The sequence below is a fragment of the Vagococcus carniphilus genome (assembly GCF_014397115.1).
Classification (GTDB): domain Bacteria; phylum Bacillota; class Bacilli; order Lactobacillales; family Vagococcaceae; genus Vagococcus; species Vagococcus carniphilus.
In genome coordinates this window covers 2601515-2623487 of record NZ_CP060720.1, presented here as the reverse complement: position 1 = coordinate 2623487, position 21973 = coordinate 2601515, and the positions used below count along the sequence as shown (strand labels likewise).

19 protein-coding genes and 2 pseudogenes are annotated in these 21973 nt (G+C 31.1%); 17 read left to right on the top strand and 4 right to left on the bottom strand.

Annotated features, from left to right (window positions below; genetic code table 11):
* Positions 1-6: 6 nt before the first annotated feature.
* From walK to H9L18_RS12715, 4 genes are read left to right on the top strand one after another with little or no spacing between them, the layout of a single operon-like run.
* Positions 7-1833, top strand: a complete 1827-nt coding sequence (walK, locus tag H9L18_RS12730; protein WP_126792627.1) for a cell wall metabolism sensor histidine kinase WalK — start codon at positions 7-9, stop codon at positions 1831-1833.
* Positions 1830-3119 carry a YycH family regulatory protein gene (locus H9L18_RS12725; RefSeq protein WP_126792625.1) on the top strand — a complete coding sequence of 430 codons (1290 nt, stop codon included), beginning with the start codon at positions 1830-1832 and terminating at the stop codon, positions 3117-3119. The genes walK and H9L18_RS12725 overlap by 4 nt, the downstream gene beginning before the upstream one ends.
* Before the next feature lie 3 nt (positions 3120-3122).
* Positions 3123-3953 (top strand): two-component system regulatory protein YycI, encoded by an 831-nt coding sequence (locus tag H9L18_RS12720; RefSeq protein WP_126792623.1) that lies wholly within the window; start codon positions 3123-3125, stop codon positions 3951-3953.
* A 56-nt stretch (positions 3954-4009) separates the two neighbouring features.
* Positions 4010-4813, top strand: coding sequence for an MBL fold metallo-hydrolase (locus tag H9L18_RS12715; RefSeq protein ID WP_126792621.1), 804 nt, complete (start codon positions 4010-4012; stop codon positions 4811-4813).
* A 55-nt stretch (positions 4814-4868) separates the two neighbouring features.
* Here the strand turns inward: H9L18_RS12715 and H9L18_RS12710 are convergent, their stop codons facing one another.
* On the bottom strand, positions 4869-6233 hold the full coding sequence (locus H9L18_RS12710) for a S1C family serine protease (protein ID WP_376765013.1): 1365 nt from the start codon (positions 6231-6233) through the stop codon (positions 4869-4871).
* A 327-nt stretch (positions 6234-6560) separates the two neighbouring features.
* On the opposite strand from H9L18_RS12710, the gene rlmH reads away from it, so the two are divergent.
* Positions 6561-7040 (top strand): 23S rRNA (pseudouridine(1915)-N(3))-methyltransferase RlmH, encoded by a 480-nt coding sequence (gene rlmH, locus H9L18_RS12705; RefSeq protein WP_126792617.1) that lies wholly within the window; start codon positions 6561-6563, stop codon positions 7038-7040.
* Positions 7041-7086: 46 nt separating this feature from the next.
* Positions 7087-7323 (top strand): annotated as a pseudogene (locus H9L18_RS12700) (adenylate kinase); the annotation flags it as partial.
* 239 nt (positions 7324-7562) lie between these two features.
* Here H9L18_RS12700 and H9L18_RS12695 read toward each other — a convergent pair.
* Positions 7563-8351 (bottom strand): CPBP family intramembrane glutamic endopeptidase, encoded by a 789-nt coding sequence (locus H9L18_RS12695; protein ID WP_246433289.1) that lies wholly within the window; start codon positions 8349-8351, stop codon positions 7563-7565.
* 380 nt (positions 8352-8731) lie between these two features.
* Between H9L18_RS12695 and H9L18_RS12690 the strand changes: the two genes are divergently transcribed.
* Genes H9L18_RS12690 through H9L18_RS12665 form a run of 6 tightly spaced genes read left to right on the top strand, consistent with a single transcriptional unit; the run spans position 8732 to position 13832 of the window.
* Positions 8732-9865 (top strand): ThiF family adenylyltransferase, encoded by a 1134-nt coding sequence (locus H9L18_RS12690; protein WP_126792613.1) that lies wholly within the window; start codon positions 8732-8734, stop codon positions 9863-9865.
* Positions 9829-10701 carry a hypothetical protein gene (locus H9L18_RS12685; protein WP_126792610.1) on the top strand — a complete coding sequence of 291 codons (873 nt, stop codon included), beginning with the start codon at positions 9829-9831 and terminating at the stop codon, positions 10699-10701. The genes H9L18_RS12690 and H9L18_RS12685 overlap by 37 nt, the downstream gene beginning before the upstream one ends.
* A 22-nt stretch (positions 10702-10723) precedes the next feature.
* Positions 10724-11674 carry an ABC transporter ATP-binding protein gene (locus tag H9L18_RS12680; RefSeq protein ID WP_126792608.1) on the top strand — a complete coding sequence of 317 codons (951 nt, stop codon included), beginning with the start codon at positions 10724-10726 and terminating at the stop codon, positions 11672-11674.
* Positions 11646-12404 (top strand): ABC transporter permease, encoded by a 759-nt coding sequence (locus H9L18_RS12675; protein WP_126792606.1) that lies wholly within the window; start codon positions 11646-11648, stop codon positions 12402-12404. The genes H9L18_RS12680 and H9L18_RS12675 overlap by 29 nt, the downstream gene beginning before the upstream one ends.
* A gap of 8 nt (positions 12405-12412) precedes the next feature.
* Positions 12413-13126, top strand: a complete 714-nt coding sequence (locus H9L18_RS12670) for an ABC transporter ATP-binding protein (RefSeq protein ID WP_126792604.1) — start codon at positions 12413-12415, stop codon at positions 13124-13126.
* On the top strand, positions 13098-13832 hold the full coding sequence (locus H9L18_RS12665) for an accessory regulator AgrC (RefSeq protein WP_126792602.1): 735 nt from the start codon (positions 13098-13100) through the stop codon (positions 13830-13832). Before H9L18_RS12670 ends, H9L18_RS12665 begins: the two co-directional genes overlap by 29 nt.
* Before the next feature lie 31 nt (positions 13833-13863).
* Here the strand turns inward: H9L18_RS12665 and H9L18_RS15440 are convergent, their stop codons facing one another.
* Positions 13864-14619, bottom strand: coding sequence for a GHKL domain-containing protein (locus H9L18_RS15440; protein WP_126792600.1), 756 nt, complete (start codon positions 14617-14619; stop codon positions 13864-13866).
* A gap of 37 nt (positions 14620-14656) precedes the next feature.
* Between H9L18_RS15440 and H9L18_RS15435 the strand changes: the two genes are divergently transcribed.
* On the top strand, positions 14657-14914 hold the full coding sequence (locus H9L18_RS15435; protein ID WP_126792598.1) for a hypothetical protein: 258 nt from the start codon (positions 14657-14659) through the stop codon (positions 14912-14914).
* A 253-nt stretch (positions 14915-15167) separates the two neighbouring features.
* Here H9L18_RS15435 and H9L18_RS12655 read toward each other — a convergent pair whose 3' ends face one another.
* On the bottom strand, positions 15168-15872 hold the full coding sequence (locus H9L18_RS12655; RefSeq protein WP_126792596.1) for a LytR/AlgR family response regulator transcription factor: 705 nt from the start codon (positions 15870-15872) through the stop codon (positions 15168-15170).
* Positions 15873-16124: 252 nt separating this feature from the next.
* On the opposite strand from H9L18_RS12655, the pseudogene H9L18_RS12650 reads away from it, so the two are divergent.
* The 4 genes and pseudogenes from H9L18_RS12650 to H9L18_RS12635 all read left to right on the top strand — a co-directional run.
* Positions 16125-16964, top strand: a pseudogene (locus tag H9L18_RS12650) (IS256 family transposase); the annotation flags it as partial.
* A gap of 287 nt (positions 16965-17251) precedes the next feature.
* Positions 17252-19171: a hypothetical protein gene (locus tag H9L18_RS12645; RefSeq protein WP_126792594.1), complete on the top strand. Its 1920-nt coding sequence runs from the start codon at positions 17252-17254 to the stop codon at positions 19169-19171.
* Between the two features lie 287 nt (positions 19172-19458).
* Positions 19459-20340 carry a helix-turn-helix domain-containing protein gene (locus H9L18_RS12640; protein ID WP_246433288.1) on the top strand — a complete coding sequence of 294 codons (882 nt, stop codon included), beginning with the start codon at positions 19459-19461 and terminating at the stop codon, positions 20338-20340.
* Between the two features lie 382 nt (positions 20341-20722).
* On the top strand, positions 20723-21958 hold the full coding sequence (locus tag H9L18_RS12635) for a PASTA domain-containing protein (protein ID WP_126792590.1): 1236 nt from the start codon (positions 20723-20725) through the stop codon (positions 21956-21958).
* Positions 21959-21973 lie beyond the last annotated feature (15 nt).

The window sequence follows — 21973 nt, the reverse complement described above, 5'->3', positions numbered from 1 at the left end:
ACAATTATGAATCAGAAAAAATTACGCTTTTTTTCTTCGGTTCACTTTAAAATAGCACTAGTATTCGTTCTTCTTTTGATGATTTCAATTGAGATTATTGGTGCTATTTTTATTCGTGAATTGGAAAGTTCAACCATTAAGACATTTGAGGATAATATGACGTCTCAAGTGGATGCTTTAGCGACCAATTTAAGTAGTGAACTGACGAAGTATCAAGAAAATCCAAAAGAGAATAATTTGAAACGAACTTTAGTTGAGTTTTCAAAAAGTGATATTTTGGAAGCAAGACTAGTAGATGATAAGGGGATTGTGATTGCCACAAGTGATCCTAATTTACAAGGTGATATCGGCAAGAAAAATGACTATGAATCGTTTAATACTTTTACGCAAAAAAGAGAAGAGCGAAGAGATCCGGTAACAGGCGACCGTGTTTACGTGAATATTCAACAAGTGTATTCTCCAACGGGTAACGCAGTCATCGGTTTTCTTTACGTTAAGAGTGACATTGAAAGTAAATATCGCCAAGTAAGTGATATTGCGTTAATTTTCTTTTATGCGTCGATGATTGCTCTTGTATTCTCGCTAATCATAGCACTTTTTGTAGCAAGAACTATAACCAAGCCAATTGGTGAGATGAAGCAACAAGCTGTACGAATTGCGAATGGTGATTACTCAAGGCAAGTGGAAGTTTATGGTAAAGATGAGCTAGGTCAATTAGGAGAAACTTTTAATGAAGTGTCGGCCAGAATTGAAGAAGCTCAGGAAACAATGGATGCTGAAAGACGAAGGTTAGACAGTGTTCTTTCACATATGACAGATGGTGTTATCGGAACTGATCGCCGTGGGAATATTATTTTAATCAATGAAACGGCCCTTAATTTACTTCAAGTTCAAATGGAAGATGTTTTAGGAGAGTCTATACTAACTCTTTTAGATATTGAGGAGGACTATACTTTCAGAACATTATTAGAAGAACAAGAAGAAACATTAATCGATTTTTCTGACAAATTAGGAGAAGCAATGCTGTTACGTGCGGAGTTCTCTATGATACGTCGAGAATCTGGTTTTATTAGTGGTTTGGTTTGTGTACTTCATGATGTAACGGAAAAAGAAAAAGACGAAGAAGAACGTCGTCAGTTCGTATCGAACGTTTCCCACGAATTAAGAACACCATTAACGAGTATGAGAAGTTACATTGAGGCATTAGTTGATGGTGCTTGGCAAGATCCAGAAGTAGCGCCAGCTTTCTTAAAAGTAACACAAGAAGAGACCAATCGAATGATTAGAATGATTAATGATTTACTCCAATTATCACGGATGGATTCCAATAAAATTGAGTTAAAAAAAGAATTGGTTAACTTAAATGAATTGTTTAATTATGTTATTGATCGATTCGATATGGTGATTAAAGATAGTGAGAAAAATTATGAAATCAAACGAGAATTTACGAAACGCTCTATTTGGGTTGAGTTAGACACAGATCGAATGATTCAAGTGTTTGATAATATTTTAAACAATGCAATGAAATATTCCCCATCAGGAGGAACCATTACGTGTCGTCTTCTTGAGACGCACAAAAATGTCATTATTAGCATTTCTGATGAAGGTTTGGGTATTCCAAAACAAAACCTAGGGAAAGTATTTGACCGCTTTTACCGAGTGGATAAAGCCCGCTCACGTGCAATGGGTGGCTCTGGGTTAGGTTTAGCTATTTCAAAAGAATCAGTCAAAGCTCATGGTGGTAATATTTGGGTTGAGAGTGAGGAAAATAGAGGGTCAACATTCTTTATTTCGTTACCATATGAACCCTATGAGGAGGATCTTTGGGAATGAATCAAATAACCGATAAAATAGTTAAAATTAGTCTAATCAGCATGATTTTGCTTAGTTTATTTCTTTCATGGAAAATCTGGACAAAACCAGCCAATCGTTCATTAGCAGAAAAAGATAAGGACAACACCTCAGAGCTAGTACAAACAAAAAAGATGACGGATGTGTATGTACCAACAAAACTTTTTTATCATAAAGATAAAGAAGAGTTACTATACTCAAATAAAGAAACTACTATCGTAGGCGTTCACGATAAATTAAGAAGTTTCGAATTTCAATCAAATAAAGAATTGGATGAAAAAGCAACAAGAGAAGCAATGTATACAACAAATTCTTTTAATCTATTCTTTCCAAAAGAACTTCCGATTTCTGTTTATGCTAGTATTTATGGTTTGAAGCTTAATCTTCCAGGTAATTTAGAAGATTTTAAATTCAACCGAATTCTTTATTCTTTTGAAACTGAAAAAGTAACCTTTACGAATGATTCTTTAAAAAAAGGAATTTCATTTGAAGTAAAAGGTGATAGTAAAAGAATCCAAGACCTTGTTGCTAATGAGAAAAAAAATAATTATTATGAAGTAACTTTAGAACCTGAAAATGTTTCAGGTATTTATTACATGAAAGATGATGTGAAGTTAAAAACATATAGTTACATTGTAGCCACTCAATCTTTTACTACTTTTTCAAAAGCATTTTTCAATCAATCTAATGATTTGTATTCAAACGAGAGTAGTAATGTTAATTTGTCAAATGGTGAAGGAGAATCATTAACAATCCAATCAGATACAGGAGAAGTTAATTATTTTGGTAAACTAAAAACAACTGAAAAAAAACAAAAAAATGCGTTGTATTTTGATACATTCCAATACGTTGAAAATATTGGGAATGCTATGGGAACATTACGTTACTTTGACGCAAAAGATGGAGACGTAACTTATCGTAATTATATTGAAGGATTTCCTGTTTTTGGGAAGAATATGAAGGGACGTTTGGAAGTTGTTGTTCAAAATAAAAATGTCTTTGTTAGAACGAATCAAGAGATGATTCAAATGCCCATCCCATCAGATGAAACGATAACCCTTGTTTCAACAGAGAAATTAATGAGTGAACTTGTAAATATTGGTGTTGAATTAAGCCATGTGGAAGATGTCCAAATAGGTTATGAATGGCAAACAAACTCAGAAACTAAGCAAGCTGTTGACTTAGTCCCAACATGGTACATTAAATATGATGGTATTTGGTTTTCTCATGCAGATTTAGTCAGTAAATTGGAAAAAGGAGGCCTCTAGGAGATGGATTTTAAACGAGTCGAAGGTATTTTTCTAGTAGTCTTCTTATTCTTAAATATGTTTTTATTTTATGTGTATCAAGAAGGAAAATCAGCTCAAGATACAGTATCAACAGGAACGATTTCAGATAATATTGAAAGTCGATTATCAGCTGATGAAATTAAAATCCCTCATGATTTATCTCAAAAACACAAACAAGGGTACTATTTATCTGCTGAAGAAAGTGAACTAGTTGTTGAAGCTAAAGAAGATTTAAGAAACATTGAATGGCAAATTAACGATAATCAATTAACAGCTCGTTTGATTCGAAAAAACGATATGGAAATATCTGATTCAGATGAAGCTAAGAAAATCGATAATTTCGTGTCACAAAAAGAAAATGTTATTAAGGGAAAAGATTATGTTCTTAATTCATACGAAAGTAAACCTGGTAAACAATATATTTATTCTCAAAAATGGGAAGGGATTCCTTTTTATGATGAGACATCTAGACTTGCTGTAAGTGTTTCAAAAAATGAGCTTAACAGGCCAATCATTGAAAGCTATGAGCAAACTTATTTGAATAATATTGAAGCTTTAAGGGAACAACAACCGTTAATTTCAGAAAGAGAAGCAATCATCAGTTTATATACTAATAACAGGTTGCAACCAGGAAATAAAGTAAAATCAATTAGTCTTGGCTATACGCGTATTTTTACGGTTAGAGGAAAAAATGTGTATATTCCAGCTTGGTTTGTTAACGTTGAGTCAGGAAAGAATACAGCACAAGTGGAACGAGTTAATGCCTTCTCAAGTGCTGTTATCTCTTCGAACGTGTCTGAGGTGAAAAATTAAAGGATTTGAGATATACTGTTTGTCAGTATATGGGTTATTAGGAAGGAAGAGTTTTTGTGGGAAATAATGGATTTAAGATAAGCGTTCTTGCCAGCGGTAGCTCTGGAAATTCACTTTATATTGAATCTGGTCAAAAACGATTATTAGTAGATGCTGGATTAAGTGGAAAAAAAATTACGGGACTACTCGCACAGATTGACCGCAAACCAGAAGATTTAGATGCAATTTTAGTGACCCATGAACACCGAGATCATATTCACGGGGTTGGGGTGTTAGCAAGAAAATATAAATTAGATGTTTATGCCAATGAAAAAACCTGGCAAGCAATGGATCCTTTAATTGGAGATGTTAGTTTTGAACAGAAAAATATTTTCAATATGGGCGAAGTTATGACATTAGGGGATTTAGATATTGAAAGTTTTGGTGTGTCTCATGACGCAGCAGATCCTCAATTTTATCAATTCCATAAAGATAATAAATCATTTGTTGTTCTAACAGATACAGGCTATTGTAGTGACCGAGTGCGTGGCATTATTAAAAATGCTGATGGTTACTTAATGGAAAGTAATCATGATTTAGGCATGTTGCGAATGGGGAAATATCCTTGGAGCACAAAGCAACGTATTTTGAGCGATAAAGGTCATTTATCCAATGAAGATGGGGCTCTTGTAGCAACTGATGTTATTGGTGATAAGACAAAACGCATTTATTTAGGACATTTAAGTAAAGAAAATAACTTAAAAGAAATAGCACATATGACCATGACAGATACATTAATGAAACATGACTATGATGCGATTAACCAAATAAAAGTAATGGATACAGATCCAGAAAAAGCTTGCTCATTATTTGCGATATAAAAAAACCATTAGATTTTCGAAAAGTTGAAAATCTAATGGTTTTTATTTGGTCGTTTTATTGTTGGAAATTACTTTGGTCTAAACTTTCTTTTTCTTTTTGTTGTTTTTGTTGTTTTTCTAGCAATTTAGCTGAATCTTGGTCAAGTTTAACTTTTTTAGTTTGTTTTTTACCTTCGTGATAGAAAGTTATATCCATGTCATCACCGATTTTTTTGCGATATAAAACAGATTGTAATTCTGATTTATTATTGATGGCTTTACCATCTAATTCTGTAATGACATCATATTTTTTAATACCAGCTTTTTCTGCAGGTGAATCTTTTTCTACACCACCAACAACTACACCGTTAGTGATATCTTTATCTTTTAATTTAAGAACACTTTCACGTTCTTCAGCACTAACAATGTTTAGGTCAATCATTGACACACCAAGCATTGGACGAGCAACAGGTTTACCTTTTTCAAGTTGGTTAATAATAGAAACAACATCGTTACTTGGAATAGCAAATCCCATACCTTCAGCAGACACACCAGAAGCTGCTTGAGCTATTTTGCTTGAGTTAATACCGATGACTTGTCCACTTGAATTAATTAGAGCACCACCAGAGTTACCAGGGTTAATGGCAGCATCCGTTTGAATCGCGTTACTACTAATTAATTGACCATCTTCAGTTTGGTTATTAATCATACGGTCTTTCGCAGAAACGATACCTTGAGAAACTGAATTAGAGAAGGTAGAACCTAATGGAGATCCCATAGCTAATGCAGGCTCACCAACTTTGATATCATTAGAGTCAGCAAATTCGGCCACAGTTGTTACATTTTTAGATGAAATTTCTAAGACAGCTAAGTCACTATAAACGTCAGTTCCAACAATTTTGGCTTCTGTTTTTTCACCGTTATTAAATAGAATACTTACAGCGTCAGCATTTGCGACAACGTGATTGTTTGTAACGATGTAGGCTTTATTACCATCTTTTCGGTAAATAACACCACTACCTTCACTAGCTTCAGCTAATTCACCATCATTTTTATTATTGTCAGAAGGACCAAAAATACGTTCTAAATCAGATAGCTGACTTTGTTGTTTTTGAAGAGTAGTAACAGAAACAACTGCATCCTCTACATTTTTAACAGCTTTTGTAACATCAGTTGAAACATCTACTTTTGCATTTTGAACTTTTGTTTTACCTGTATCGTTAACTTCACTTTTTGAAGGAGTGACAGAAGTTACTTTGTCGCTACTATTGCTGTTATGATTAATAGCAGTATAGCCACCAACAACTAGCATGCCACCTAGAGCACCAGCTAATAAAGAAACACCAAAACGTTTCATGTAAGAATTATTTTTTGGTTGATTATAAACAACCTTTTCTTTATTTGATTTTGAAGAATTAGGGGTTACGTCTTTTCTCATAATTTTCGGTGATAAACACCTTTCCTCCTTTAATTACTTATCTATATTTATTATAATTTGTTTATTGACTATAGTCTAACCCTCAATTTTGAAAAAAAAGTGAAGAACTTTCGTTAAATTTCAATTTTTTAACTTAAAAATAATGAATTAAACATGAAAAATTAAGAAATAGATGGTCAAATTTATCTAGTTTTCCACACGGTTCATCCACAGTGCGGTGGATAAGTCCGTTGATAACTAAAGAAAAAGGGATATTTATGTGGATAAAACTGTGGATAGATGTGTATAACTTTCCAATTAATAAAAAATAAGTGAAAAGGACGAACATTCATGAAAATAAAAATTATTGCCGTAGGAAAACTAAAAGAAAAATATTTAAAACAAGGAATTGCAGAGTATGAAAAACGATTAGGCAAGTATTGTAAGTTTGAAATCATTGAAGTGCCAGATGAAAAAGCACCAGAGAATCTAAGTGAATTAGAGATGATCCAAGTAAAAGAAAAAGAAGGACAAAAAATACTAGCTAAAATATCAGATAATGATTATGTATTTGCTTTAGCTATTCAAGGAAAAGAAATCACTTCAGAAGGATTCGCCAATCAAATTGACCAACTAAGTACAAGGGGAACAAGTTCATTCACATTTGTTATTGGTGGCTCGCTAGGATTATCAGATGAAGTTATGAAGAGAAGTGACGCACAAATATCATTTGGACGATTAACTTATCCACATCAATTGATGCGATTGATACTGACAGAGCAAGTGTATCGGGCGTTTAGGATAATCCATGGACATGCGTATCATAAATGATGAGGTTATTCTAAAGTTTTATAAATAGGAAGGAATTGATGTATAGATGATTATATTAATTACAGGAACTACGCATACTGGAAAAACTAACTTAGCTCAAAAACTATTGACAAAGTATCACTATCCATATTTATCTATGAATCATTTGAAAATGGGTTTGATTCGTAGTAATCAAACTAATCTGACTCCAGTAGATGATGTGTTACTAATTCCTTATTTATGGAATATTACTTTGGAAACTATTAAAACAGCTATAGAAAACAAACAGAATTTAATTGTAAAAAAATGGGATTAATTGACGCAACCTCTTATAAGATTGATATTGATACATGTACGATTAAATAGAATAATATATATATATAAATTCAAATAATATTGAAGTGAAGCAGAATTTTTATTCTATGCTTCTTTTTATTTTACCAAGATATGTTAATTTTTTTGCTGTGAATATTAGAATGATAATAATAATTATAGTAAATACTGACATAACAAGGCCTCCTTCCAGACCAAAATCTCCTCCGCTTAAAGTAGTTTTAAAGGGGTAGATATTGTACGAAAGAGACTGTTTTCAATAACTTGCCCACTTATTTCAGTTCCAATAAATACTCCAAGAACAATGTTCCAGGCTCCGTGAGCGAAACCTGTCAACCACATGTTGTTTGTAGTGTAATAGATTAAAGAGAACATTATGCCAAACAGAAATAAATTAATTACTGGCAAAGCTGTTACACCAGGAGCAGATAGATGGAATAGAGAAAATATCAGAGAGTTGCTAACTATGGCAATTATGAGATTAGTTTTATTTTGAATTTCTTTCATTATAATCGAACGCATTAAAACTTCTTCAGCCATTCCCTGAAAAAAGAAACCTATGATAAATAGAAGGATGATTAAAGTGTTGGAGTTGCTATTTACCGATATAGTAACAGTTGATAATAGTGTTGAAGAAAGATACAAGCTCATCGCTAAAATAGTTCCTATTACTATACCTTTAGCAATTTTTGAACCGATATTTTTAGTTGAAAAGCCAAATTTAGTGAGATCTTTTTCATACATTTTATTGTTGATGATAATCAAGAAATATAAAATAATTGGATATCCTAACATGCTAATAATCATGTTATATGGTGTTGTTATAATCAATTCACTAAGTCCCATCTCGATGTTTAAAAAAGTAGTAGTTCCATAGACAAGAAAGAGTGATACGATAGGTCCCAATATAAAAGCTGCTAAAGATAGGATGATTATTGTTGTTGTTCTATTAGGTCTAAACCTTCTTTTATTCTGTATTTTAGTTTGTTTTACGCTCATTTGTTACACTCCTTTTTTATATAATGAGTAAACTATACTCTTAATAGTGGTTTAAATTCAACGTTTTAATTTAATTTTGTTTAAAAATTTATTTATTATGCCGAATGTTACATTTAGGTTGTCAGTTATTACCAGACAAGAATATTGATGATTATAAAAGGTATTATAAATATATCGAAAGAGAAATTAACTTTCTGTTTCGCAAAAAAACTTTATAAGAGGTTTAGGAAAGGAGGAAAATATGATGAAAAAAGTTAATGTACGTAAAGCAGACACAGTTGACGCAACAGCATGGTGGATTGTTATCTAATTTGATAACCAAATAACTATTAGGCGAGATAGAGATATCTCGCCATTTTTCTAAATAAGGAGAGAAAAGAATGAAGTATGAATATCCAAGAATTAAACCAATTTATCCGCTGTACCAATTAAATAAAGAGAGATTCAGAGTAGGGGCCCAGCTTGGAATTACTACTGAATTTGATGACGTGGAAGGGCAATTCTGGACATTGTCAAATACTCTTGATGGCGTTAGATCATTTAATGACGTTGTAGTTGAAATGAAAGAAAAATATCCAGAATTAACGGCTAAAGACGTTGAAGAAGGAATAGATTTTTTAAATGAGGAAGGCTTAATTGAAGAAACATACCCTAGTCTGTCGGTTGAAGATAGATACATAGCTAACGTGAATTATTTCAGTAGATACTGTAAAGCTGAAGATAATAGATTCGAAATTCAAAATAAAATTAATAATTTAAATATTCTATTATTAGGACTTGGTGGCGGTGGTTCTAACATTGTAACGTTGCTTGCTGGTCTTGGTCCTAAGATGATCAGAATGGTTGATTATGACCGAGTTGAATCGAGTAATCTTGGACGCCAATTACTATATAGAGAGTCTGATGTTGGAGAGAAGAAAACAGTGGTGGCTAAAAGAGCCATTAATGAAATGAACTCAAACATAATAGTTGAAACTGTAGATAAGAAAATAATGGATGTAAATGATGTTGTTGAGCTAACGGAGGGAATTGATATTGTGATTTGTGCAATTGATGAACCACCTTTTATCATTCATAGAATTGTTAATGAAGCCATTGTTAAAGTTGGACTTCCTTGTGTGTTCGGAGCTTCCCAGGTTAGTAGAGGAAGAGTTTATACAGTAATACCACAAGAAACAGGATGTTTTGATTGCATGAATTTAAACTTTAGTAAAAATGACCCAAAATTCATAGAGCAATTTGTAGGTTTTAGAAACATTCAATTTGACCCACCTTCAATAGCATATGGACCAGGTATATTCCAATTAACAGCCTCTATTGTCGATGAATTAATAAGAGTGACTACTGGGTATACTGAACCGAAAAGTTTAGGAACTCAATACGAAATAAACTATGAAGATGGAAATTCGTTTACTCACAAAACTTGGCCAAGATTCGAAGATGAATGTCCAACTTGCGGTAAAGGAGATGTCTCCCAATGGGAAATATTCCAATACTATCAAGAGAAAAAGTAGAACCAACATATGTTGAAGCTCACTCATTAAAACGCAAGTTAAAGAATGGTGATTGGGTGTACATATCAGAAGGAAATCAACTCTTGATATTAAGTGATGAAGTGGTAAGACAGCTTAATTCACTCGAATTAATTGACGAAGAATCATTCTTGGAGTTGGTCGAAAGTGGAATTTTGGTAGAGAGAAGTTCCTCGATTGATGATAAGATCAAGCTATCGCAAGAACCTAAGGGTGGCCTATTCAAAGCATTGTCCCTCTTAATAATTATTTGCGGTATAGTTGCTTTTTTTATTAGTGTCATTGAAGTCTTTACTAAAGGATTTCCTTTTGAAAGTGCAGTAAATATATTATTTGCAAATCCCTTAAAGTTCTTTCTAATCGCTATTCCTATTTCAATTGTATCAACAGTTTTTCATGAATTTATGCATATTATATTCTCGGGAAGTTCAAATAAAATCAATATTAACATAACCAAAGCCGTTGCGACGGTTCCTATGACTCATGTCTGGACATGGAGCAAACTTGGGAGGATTACTGCTATTGTATCTGGGATGTCATTGGATATAATTTTTTTGGCAGTATTCTTAGTTGCATTTGGTAGTGGTAGTGGATTAGCTTCAATTGGAGCATCAATACTAATAACAAGACTAATATGGCAATTTATCATAACTAAGAAAACTGATATTAATATATTGACATCTTTCCTCGCAGACAATCCGTTTTATTTTGAAGATATTGGTCAAGGAGTGTCATTTATAGTAGAGATAGTTAGTCTTTCTTCACTGATAATGATGTTATTGTTATGGATAATCCCGATTTTCAATCAATTCAATTAAACCAAATTATAGGAGGTCAGTTTTGAATAAACAATTGGAGTTACATTCACTAAGTAAAAAATATAAAAAAGCAAATCATTATGCAAATGAAAACATTAATTTGACCTTTAATCAAGGTGAGATATCAGCTATAACTGGTCATAATGGTGCTGGAAAAACGACAATGTTAAACCAAATAATTGGAATAACAAAACCTACAAAGGGTTCCATTACATTTGATGGAGTGTCATTTGCAACAGATAGCAAAATGGCAAGGGAATACGTATCTATGATGCCTCAATTACACGCCCCATTAGATGGTGTAACAATGGCTCAGTCAGTCGAATCTATCTTAAAGATAAGAGGACTTAATCAGAAAGAGGCAAAAAAAGAATGTAATAAAATATTGGAAGAATTGAAAATAGATGAGTGGAAAGATACACCAGGACAGAAGCTTTCGGGTGGCCTTAGAAGGCTTACGTCATTTGCAATGGCTGTTGCATTTCCATCTCCAATTATAGTTCTTGACGAGCCAACTAACGATGTAGATCCAATTAGAAGACAGATAATATGGAAGCATTTAAAAAAACTCTCAAATGATGGACATATAATCATTGTTGTCACACACAACATATTAGAAGTCGAAAAATATGCTGACAGGTATATTTTGATGAATCGTGGGAAAGTTCTGGAGGATAAAAACTTAAAAGAACAATCAATTGAAATAAGTGAACGAAACCACATGGTCGTAAACTTTATTAATCTAAATGATTTGAAGGATGTAATTATACCGAATGCAATAAAAACAAATATGGACAATGAAGAGTTGGTGATAGCGATGGAATTAACTAACGATCAAGTATCAGATGCTATTAACTGGGTCATGAATTTGATAAGAGAAAGAAAGGTTCAAAACTATAAGATTTCGCCGAAATCCTTAAATGAAACATATGGAGAGATGATAGATGGAGACGATGAAAACTCACGGAAATAAATCAATAATTAAAGAATTATTTGCATTAATAAAATGGAGCTTGTTAAGACACAAATCTTTACTACCTGTTTTCACTTTAACTCAAGCCTTTTTATCAGTAGCGATAGTTTATGGGTTAGCTTTACTCATACCTGATGTAGATAAAGAAACAGCAGTCTATTTATCATCTGGAGCTACTACCCTTGGAATTATTGCAGTTGGGTGCGTACTTGCTGCTCAAATAATAAGTACTGCTAAACAAGATGGAATTGTAAGCTATCAAAGAACTTTGCCTGTTTCAAGGATTAACATTTTGATTGCTGATTTTCTGATTTGGGGAATGGCCTCTCTTCCAGGAGTGTTTATGTCATTCTTAGCAGCGTACTTTAGATTTGGAGTTAAAATTAACTTTTCTATAGAAGCAATAATAATTCTTATATTAATTCAATTGTGCATGATTTCAATAGGTTTTGTATTAGCTTATTGGTTATCTCCAAATGTTGTTGGATTGGCAACTCAGATCATTATGATAGGTGGACTGCTGTTTTCTCCTATTACATACCCTACGGAGAGATTGCCTTCAGGTTTAGTAAGCTTTTTTGAATTTTTACCATTTGTTCCATCCAGTAATTTGATAAGGGCAATGTTTTACGGACAAGGAACTGTTAACGTTAGCAACATTTTAATAATTTGTTTTTGGCTAATATTAACAACTTCACTGTCACTTACTTCACTGTCAAGAAGGGATTGAGTAATACAGTGCAAACAATTAAAATAAATAATTTACATAAAAACTTAAGTGATTCGTTCAATTTAATCGTTAACGATTTGAATTTAGAGGTTGGCAAGATTTACGGGTTGGTTGGGCCAAATGGGGCAGGTAAAACAACTTTAATGAAGTGTTTGTGCGGACTGCTAAGGCCTGATGACGGTATGTTTGAAATAGATGACGAGAAAGTAGAGGTAGCAGATTCAAAAATCTTATCTCAAGTTGGAACAAACTTCGTTAATTCAGATAGTTTAAAGGGATTTAGTTTAGAAGATATTTATAATGATCACGTATTTTATTATGGATTAAATAATTTAATTACAATTGAAAAGCTTTTGGATGAAGTAGGTTTAAGTGTGAATAAAAAAATGAAATTTAATACAATGTCATTAGGAATGAAACAGAGATTTCTGTTGGGGCTATCAACGGTACATAATCCTTCATTGGTTCTTTTAGATGAGCCATTCAATGGTTTGGACCCTGATGGTGTGGATCTATTTATAGAGAATGTAAGATCCTTGTCGAAAGGAAGAGTGCTAATCGTAAGTAGCCATGTATTGAGAGATATGGAAACTTTTCTCGATGATGTAATCTTTATTGAAAGAGGGAAAGTTTTGAAGGCCAAGCCAATGCATGAAATAAGAAATGAGTATAAAGAGGGGTTGAAAGATTATTATGATGAACAAAAACGAAAACGTGATTAATGATGAAAAGGTAAATATATTTAAGTATGAAATGTCTAAAATCAAAAGCACCTGGTCTAAAGTTTTTTTAATCACAATAGTGATTCAATTACTATCATTTATGTTCTTTTCTGTAGTGGGGAAATTTGATGGTAGTTCTGATACCATATCTTCTTTCCAGGGAATAATTGCTCTATCTAATACAGTTACGATGTGCGGAATATCTATTTATGGAGCAGTGCTTCTGAGAAAAGAGTTAGTAAGATTCTATATAGGCGATCAAAGAAATAGAACGTTCTTGTTTCCAGTAGACAGGAAAGATCTAATCATGAAAAAAACAAGTTCATTTTTCACTATTATTTTAACCAGCTTTGGTAGTGCACTCTTCGTTTCATTTATTGTAGAAGTGGTATTAAACTTATTTTTGAAATTTGATAGTTCAAATATAATCTTTGAAATGTATCTTGGTTTTGTAGTGATTGTAACAAGTTGTATCTTATTATTTTTAATTTTGATATTATCAGAATTAATATCAATTTGGAAACAATCAGAAATTACTACTGTAATAACAGCAGTGGTTCTTATGTTAATGTTTTCTAATTTCTCTGCAATGGGGTTGATGAATTTTCCAACTGTTACTTTTGTATCATCTGTGATGATGGGTTTGCTGTTTTCTTGGATATTTATAGAGTTTTCTAAGACACTAAATAAAATGGAAGTATATTAAAAGCGGTGATCTATTAGATCTTACCGCTTTTTTATTTTTTTTGGTAAACATTAAAAATGATCACTGTCACAAAGTATTTATTTTCTTCAGTCCAATGGCGATATATTCCTCCGATTTGTTGCAAAAGACCATCTATATTTTTCATTCCTAATCCTTCATTTTTTCTATGAATTCTTGTGGATACTTCTTCGGGATTAAAGTTGTTTGATACTTCTACTAGGAGATCATTATTAAACTGCTTGATTACAATGTTGAGTTGCCTATTATTAGGGCCGATTCTCATAGATGCTTGAATAGCGTTATCGATGATATTTCCAATTACAATCGTTAAAACATCGTTGTTAATTCTAATGTTTTTAGAGATAAAAATTTGATGATCAACATTTATTTGATTTTTTTCTGCTTCTGCAAGTTTTTCGTTTAATAAATAATTCAAAACACCGTCTGAAGCATAGGTTTTGGTAGAAGGTTCCAAAATATCAAAACTGCTCTTAATGTAGTCTATAGCTTCAGGTAGTTCTTCATTTTCAATAAGTCCAAGTATTATTAAGTATTGGTTTTTTAAATCGTGTTTTAGTTTTAAAACGTTAGTTCTATTTTTTTTTATTTCATTTAGAATTCTATACTCAGATTCAATATTTTTCTTGTTGAGTGATATGTCATATTTTTGTTTTTGATGCTCTATTGTTATTTTGTATAAAAATATTACACAAACGTTTAATATAATGACGCTACTGGTAATTGCGGCTTCTGATACTTGGTTGCTTCCAGAGTATTCATTTTTCATTAACAGTCCAAACAAAATGAATATTGAGAGGATAGGGATGGAAATTAAAAACAGTGTAGAAGTTAGGCTTGTTGATAGCTTAGAATTATTTCCTTTTACGATTGAAAATTTTATTATTATTATTCCAATTAATTCGATTAATGTTGTAAATGTTATTGATACAATAGCGAAAGTAGGGTTATCATACGTTGCAGAATCTGTACTGATTATTATTTTTGTGAGATATAGTGACAATACCTCACATATTAAGTTCATTGAAATGAGTGTTATAGTCCAAACCACAGAATCTAGGTAGGGGACAGAGTTCAACATTGCTACAGAGTAAATCAAGATGACACTTAGTAATAAGTTTATATATGGTAAATTCGTGTTAGTGAAATAGGTACTTGATAAAGTACTGGTAAGTACGACTAAAAATATCAAAGACACCCAGATAACTTTATAAAATTTACTGTGTTTTTTGACAGTTTTTGACCAATTGGAAAAAAAGTAAGAAACAATAAATATGTAAGCTAATAAGCTTAAATTTCGAAGTATTAGGCTAAACATTATATTTTACCTCTCATGGACATTACGATGTTCTCATGTGAAGATGCTTTAAATCTTCTACTAATCGGTATTTCGATGAATTCGCCCTTGAAGTTTAACAAAAGAAAGTTATTCCCCAATTCCTTTATGAAAGAGCAGTTTATTATGAATGAAGAGTGAATCTGAACGAAGTCAGCATCCAGTTGTTCATTCACTTGATTTGTAGACATATATGGTTTATAAGTTTCATTAGTTGTATGAATGATGACCTGCCTTTTGTCTTTTTCAAAATACACAATCTCTTTTGTGGGCACTTTATGAGTTACTTTGTTTATGGAGAAGACAAAATAATTTTCATACTTACCTATATGTTGAATTAGTTTGTCTAAAACTTGGTTCATTCTATCTTCAGACGGGGGCTTTAGTAAGTAATCAAATGTTTGAACTTGAAAAACTTCTTCCATATATTCCTTGTAACTTGTCAAAAATACTATAGGTGATAGGATTCCACGTTCACGGATATTTTTCGCAAGATCGACTCCTTTCATTTCATCCATTTCTATATCTAATATAAAAAAATCAAAACTCTCTGTATCAAGTTGGTTGATTAATTTAGTTGGGTTGTAGTATGTATATGTTTCAAACATATTGTGGTTATAATTAGACAGCATGGTATTTATTTTTTCTGTTAGTGATGGATTGTCATCACAAATAGCAACTTTCAACAATCAAACCTCCATTTTTTTATTTCATAGGTCTATTATGGATTAATTTGTATATAAAAACAATCCTTTGTTAATGGATAGTGAAGTAATAAAGCTGTATATTTTTTTAATTGATTGACTATAAATTTGTTACTTATTTTATATTTTAAGACAATAAGAAAGAAACTAAATTTAAATTATTCATGAAGAATAGGATAGCGTAAAATATTTTGTGTAAATAGAAATTTAGGGTAGAAAAAAAGAAAGTCCATAGGGTTTACGATGTCTGAAATCTCTGAACTGATTGAAAAAATGTACGGACATCACTACACACCACAAACTATTTCTAATATTACTCAAATAGTATCTGAAGATGTTATCGCCTTTAAAGAAAAAAACTTAGAATCTAAATACTCAATTATTTTCATGGATGCCACTCATATTCCTTTAAAAAGACAAACTGTCTCGAAAGAGGCGGTTTATATTGTGATTGGCATTCGATTAGATGGAACCAAAGAGGTTCTTGAATTCAGCATTGCTCCAACTGAATCTGCATATGTTTGGAAAGAGATACTTCAAGACCTAAAGGACCGTGGTTTAGAAGAGGTTTTATTAGTTGTAACTGATGGTTTAAGTGGCATTAACGATTGTATCCATAGTATTTATCCAAATGCTCAGTTTCAACAATGCTGCGTTCGTGTCTCTAGAAATATTGCTCATAAGGTTCGCATTAGTGATCGACAAGAAATCTGTAATGATTTCAAATTGGTTTATCAAGCAAATTCAAAAGAAGAAGCAAGTAATCAAATAAGTTTCATGATAGATAAATGGAAAAAGCAGTACCCACGAGTGGTTAAATTACTCATGAATCCTGCTATATTAACTTTTTATAATTTTCCTCCGTCAATCAGAAGAACCATTTACTCAACTAATTTGATTGAAGGATTTAACAAACAATTAAAGAAATACACCAAAAGAAAAGAGCAATTCCCTAATGAAGAATCTCTGGAGAGATTCTTAGTTACTCAGTTTAACAACTATAATCAAAAATTTTTATGCCGAGTTCATAAGGGATTTAAAGATATAGAGGATACATTAGAATCAATGTTTTAACTTAAATTATAGAATGGATTTTCCATTTACACATAATTCTTGACGCAACCCATATCACGAGAAGATATGGCTATTTTTGAGTTTAGAAGAGAGATTAAAATTGAATTATAAACATTTAGATGTAGCAAATATATAAATGAAAATAAAAAAGTATTTTTATCTGTAGTAACTAGAACAATGTACAGATATAAGCGTAATTGTTATTTTTTCTTGTAATTCTTTTTTGAAATTGATGAGAACGCACGTTTGTGGTAGGATTGACTTAATATAAAATTTTGGAGGTTTGTATGAAAAAAAATATTAAACTTTTTTCTTTACAAGAGTATAGATTGCTGCAATTAAGTTCAATAATTTTTGAAACCCAAAGTTACCATTGGTTAAAACCATTCTTTCGGGAAGTTAGAAATAGTGGTGTGAATGAAGATTATTTTGTTAAAAAAAATATTACTAGTGATCAATTAGTTTCCATTAAGGCAAATAAAGATCTTTGGATACAGCAAGCTAGATTGGAATGGAAATATAAAAATGCCAAAGTTTTTACTGAAAATCAAGAATGTAATTTGTGTAATCAACCTCATCTAGAAACATGCTATTTTGAGAATAAGAGGAATAAAAAAATTATTCAAGTAGGAACAACTTGTTTATACACATTGGGTGATGAATATGAAAAATCTCGTAATCGAGAGTTAAAGTCTGAAAGAGAATTAAATAATATATCGGAAATTCAAAAAAGTATTCCAGATATTAGAAATATAGTTGATGATTGGTCGTTGTATTTGAGCAGAACTCCAGTGGTTGTTTCAAGGGATTTGGAAAAAGAGTATAGGGAAGTTTGCAAGAAGTTAGTTAACTTATACAATAAAACAGTTAAAAGTAAAAATATTAATGAAAACCTTTTAAAATTGTTGGAAGTGTACGAACAGTTATTGTTAGTTAAACTTAAAATTAATACCTTTATAGAAAATAACAAAAAAAGAAAATACGTTTTGAGTAGAAGTATTTTTGATGAAATGAAGTTTAATCAGTTAAATTATGCCAATATCATAGATGTAATAACTGGACAATATAATAGTGTTATAACTATACAAACTGCTCATAAAATTAAAAGTAAAACTTTTTATGAGTGTTTTGTGGGTGATTTTAACAAATTAAATAAAGATATAAAAATTGAATCAGTAAATGATTTTAGTTTTAAGATAAGCTTTAAACATGCTAAAGGTATCAATTTTTTAATAAATGGTGAGGCGTTTATCTTTTCTTTTAGTGATTTAGTTTTAGATAAACCAGTATATGATTCGGATAGTGAACGTTTAGAGGATATGTTGAAAGACATTCGTTTTTTTGATAGTAGTAATAGTGAGGAAGCTATTAATCGAGTTTTAAGAGAAACAAACATTAAATATAAGGCATATAATTTTAAAAGAGATTCTTCCATAAATAAAGAAGTTAAAGAAGAATTAAGAAGTATAAAAAGAATGATAGATTCAAAAAATGATTATAATCGCATTTTATATAATATAAATTCAATACTTTATGAATTTGAGGAATGCCAAAAAATAAATAAATACTATAGTTTATACGCAAGTGAAGTAAATCAGAAAAATAAAGATGATTACAAAGAACAAATACGCAAAAAAATTAGTAAATTAGATAGAAGTAATATAAAAATTTTAATTGGATTAAATGACAAAGAAACTTTGGAAGTTAATGAGAGACAATCGGTAATGGTTGAATTTAATTCAACAAGACTTAATAGAGAATTGCAAGAGTTGAAGAAAAAATTGATATTTATATCAAATGCAAATACAGATAAACTTGTAGATGAAGTCAATAAGTTAATGGAAATCAGTATAACAGAAAATTCGAAAGATTTTTACGGCAGGTTCGGTGTAATAAAAACCTACTCTTTGCCTAATGACACAGAATTAGAAACGTTAAAAGAAGAATTGATGGAAAAAATTATTGATGTATCGAGAATGAAGAATAGTTTATTTGAATTTGTCTACGAAGGAAATATAGTAAAAGTTGAACGAGAAAAACTAGCTGTAGAAACTATTCGGTATCTATTAGTAAATGATAAGGATAAGAAAAAGAAATTTGAAAAAGCAATAGAGACGTATATAGAAAATAAAAAATCTGTTTCAAAGACTATATATCATGCTGAATTGTTAAAAAAATATCAAGCAACTAAAAGTAGATTTTCATAATATAAAACTTGTAGCATTTAAGGTCTAGTATAAACTTATTAAATTCTTATATATATGTTTAAAATAGCACTAACTATGATAAGTTATTCTGTTTATAGTTGATGCTGTTTCTGTTAGATGATTAATCTCACCTATTTATGATATAGACACATTGAAATGGTCTTAAAAAACCTCATTAATTTATGATACGGAGAACCTTATCATAAATGATGAGGTTTTTGGAGACAAAATAGCAAAAATTATCAAAATAATCTCTATAGTTAATAGTAAGATTAATGTATGACGAGGTGATAATATTGGATTATACAGTGGATATTCAAAATGCGTTGATCTATATTGAAGAGAATTTGTACAATGAAATTTCTTTGGAAAAACTTTCTAAAGAAGTAGGATTATCTCAATTTCATTTTCAAAGAATCTTTAAAAAGCAGTTAAATTGTGGTGTATATAAATATATTCAAACAAGGCGTATATCTAATGCTTCATTACTTTTATTAAATAGTAATTTAAAAATAATTGATATTGCTTTGATTAGTGGATTTTCTTCACAAGAAGCATTCTCAAGAACGTTTAAATTACATTATCAATTGCCTCCTCGTCAGTATAGAATCCAGTTTAAAAAACTATTTAGGAGGAAACTAGAGATGGATGAATTAAAAATTAAAGGTTGGCTTGTTTCTGGTAGTAATTTTGATAAGTATGATGTAACCATGGATCATACTATCTTTCATAGTGGAACTAAATCGGTCAAACTTAGTCGAAAAGATAGTTTATATACTGAAGATTTTATAACAATTATGCAACAGGTGAATGCTAAAAACTATATCAACAAACGAATTAGATTTAGTGGGTATTTCAAAACCAAAGAGGTTGATGGTTGGGGTGGTCTCTGGGTAAGAATTGATGGAAAACAGTTTGAGCAGCTGAAGTTTGATAATATGCAAAATAGACCTATTGTTGGAACTAACGAATGGAATTATTACTCATCAGTGTTAGATGTTAGTAAAGAAGCAGAGGTGCTAAATATCGGATTTTTATTGCAGGGTGAAGGAGAACTTTGGGCAGATGATTTTTGTTTAGAAATCGTTTCTAAAGACGTAGAGACAACTGACTTTGACAGTGCAGATTCTCATCCAGATGAACCACAAAATCTTTCTTTTATGGAATAAGTAATGTTGATTAAAAAATTGTTACATACATATTCTAACCATAGGTCCAATGACATTCTGTGTAATTGGACTTTTTCTGTATTCAAAAAAATAGAAGGTTATTGAATGTTCGAACAGAAAACTATTTTATTACACATAAGTTTGATTTAAATGTACCATAAGCCCAACGACAGCCACTTGCCGTTGGGCTTTTTACATCCTAAAAAAATCTTATAAAAATAAAAAACCGACAAAAGAGCACATAAATACCTCTAGCATCAAGATTAAGTGACAGGTATAATGAATTATCAAAAGAGATAACCAAGTTTTGCCAGTTATCGTGTATACTTAATTGTAGTGTTTACTAGAAATACAACTGAAAAAAATTAGTAGAGGTAAAAAAATGAAAACTAAAAAATCTAAAAAGAATAGAAAAGAACTAAGCCGTAGACAGAAAATTGTTTACGCTATTTATCTACTAATTATTGTACTAAGTTTTTATTTCTTCTTTAGAGCGTATCGGTATATTAGTGATATACCAAAAGCGAATAATATCACTCAAGAAGAGATATACGATTTAACAAAAATTGGAGAGTCAGACATCAAGCTCGTCCGTGCTTTGAAGAATGATGCATTTGATTCGTGGCTCTATGAAGCAAATGATGATAAAGTCAAAAAGTTAAAGAAAACACAAGGAACTATATCAAGTGTTGTTGAGGGAAATGTTAAAGTATCAAAAATTGATGATGTTATTGCAGGCTTAAAGAAGAATGTTGATACAATTAGCAACGCTGATATTGAAGAATTGTATGTTTTATATTATAAGAAAGTATTACCAAAGCAGTATAAAAAGGCTGATGAATCTTTCCAAAAAATGACAGTTGAACATCCGGAAGCTGAGTATAAAGATATATTTGCCTTACTTGATTTATTAAATAAAATTTATAATCAAAAAGGGATGTTGACTGTTACTAATGACGATAACTTTAAAAAATCTGTCAGTTTGTTAGAAGAGATAAATAGTAATTTTACTGAAGTGAATAAAATAAAAACGTTGGTTGCTGACTACGATACATTACAAGAACCGATACCTGATCCTGAAACGAGACTAGGTATGGAATTAGATGATTATGTTTCTAAAGCGAATGATTACTTGCAATCCAGTTTAGTTGTTACGGCGTTTGAACAAAAATATGATGAGCTTCAGTCTAATTTAGCTTACAATAAAAGGTTAATTAAAAAGTCAGTTGAAGTTCCTGATTTGGTTGGATTAACTGTTGAGCAAGCTCTAAGAGAATTAAGTAAAGAAGATTTAAATTTTAACATTCGAGGTTATACAAATAAATTATATAGAAATGGTGAAAGAGTTCTGGAGATTCAAAGAGGTATAGAAACATGGGATGATGATAAAAAGGATAAAATTTTACGTCAGGAACCGTCTCATTTAGAATATGATTTTATTCTCCAAGGTTCCACTATTAAGTTGGTAGTTGAAAATAATCCAATTGAAAAACCAAAGGAATCAACTGAACCAAGTAGCAGTTCAACATCTGATACCTCAACAACTACCACTAGTAGCAGTGAAGAAACATCAACTACTACTACGACAAGTAGCAGTGAACGTGAACAGGCAGATTAAAAATTAGAAGAAAAG

What these genes read in the sequence shown, in the direction of transcription:
- walK (WP_126792627.1), top strand. Translation starts at nt 7, where the DNA reads ATGAATCAGAAAAAATTACGCTTTTTTTCTTCGGTTCACTTTAAAATA.
- H9L18_RS12725 (WP_126792625.1), top strand. Translation starts at nt 1,830, where the DNA reads ATGAATCAAATAACCGATAAAATAGTTAAAATTAGTCTAATCAGCATG.
- H9L18_RS12720 (WP_126792623.1), top strand. Translation starts at nt 3,123, where the DNA reads ATGGATTTTAAACGAGTCGAAGGTATTTTTCTAGTAGTCTTCTTATTC.
- rlmH (WP_126792617.1), top strand. Translation starts at nt 6,561, where the DNA reads ATGAAAATAAAAATTATTGCCGTAGGAAAACTAAAAGAAAAATATTTA.
- H9L18_RS12695 (WP_246433289.1), bottom strand. Translation starts at nt 8,351, where the DNA reads ATGAGCGTAAAACAAACTAAAATACAGAATAAAAGAAGGTTTAGACCT.
- H9L18_RS12690 (WP_126792613.1), top strand. Translation starts at nt 8,732, where the DNA reads ATGAAGTATGAATATCCAAGAATTAAACCAATTTATCCGCTGTACCAA.
- H9L18_RS12685 (WP_126792610.1), top strand. Translation starts at nt 9,829, where the DNA reads ATGGGAAATATTCCAATACTATCAAGAGAAAAAGTAGAACCAACATAT.
- H9L18_RS12675 (WP_126792606.1), top strand. Translation starts at nt 11,646, where the DNA reads ATGGAGACGATGAAAACTCACGGAAATAAATCAATAATTAAAGAATTA.
- H9L18_RS12665 (WP_126792602.1), top strand. Translation starts at nt 13,098, where the DNA reads ATGATGAACAAAAACGAAAACGTGATTAATGATGAAAAGGTAAATATA.
- H9L18_RS15440 (WP_126792600.1), bottom strand. Translation starts at nt 14,619, where the DNA reads ATGAAAAATGAATACTCTGGAAGCAACCAAGTATCAGAAGCCGCAATT.
- H9L18_RS15435 (WP_126792598.1), top strand. Translation starts at nt 14,657, where the DNA reads ATGGAAATTAAAAACAGTGTAGAAGTTAGGCTTGTTGATAGCTTAGAA.
- H9L18_RS12645 (WP_126792594.1), top strand. Translation starts at nt 17,252, where the DNA reads ATGAAAAAAAATATTAAACTTTTTTCTTTACAAGAGTATAGATTGCTG.
- H9L18_RS12635 (WP_126792590.1), top strand. Translation starts at nt 20,723, where the DNA reads ATGAAAACTAAAAAATCTAAAAAGAATAGAAAAGAACTAAGCCGTAGA.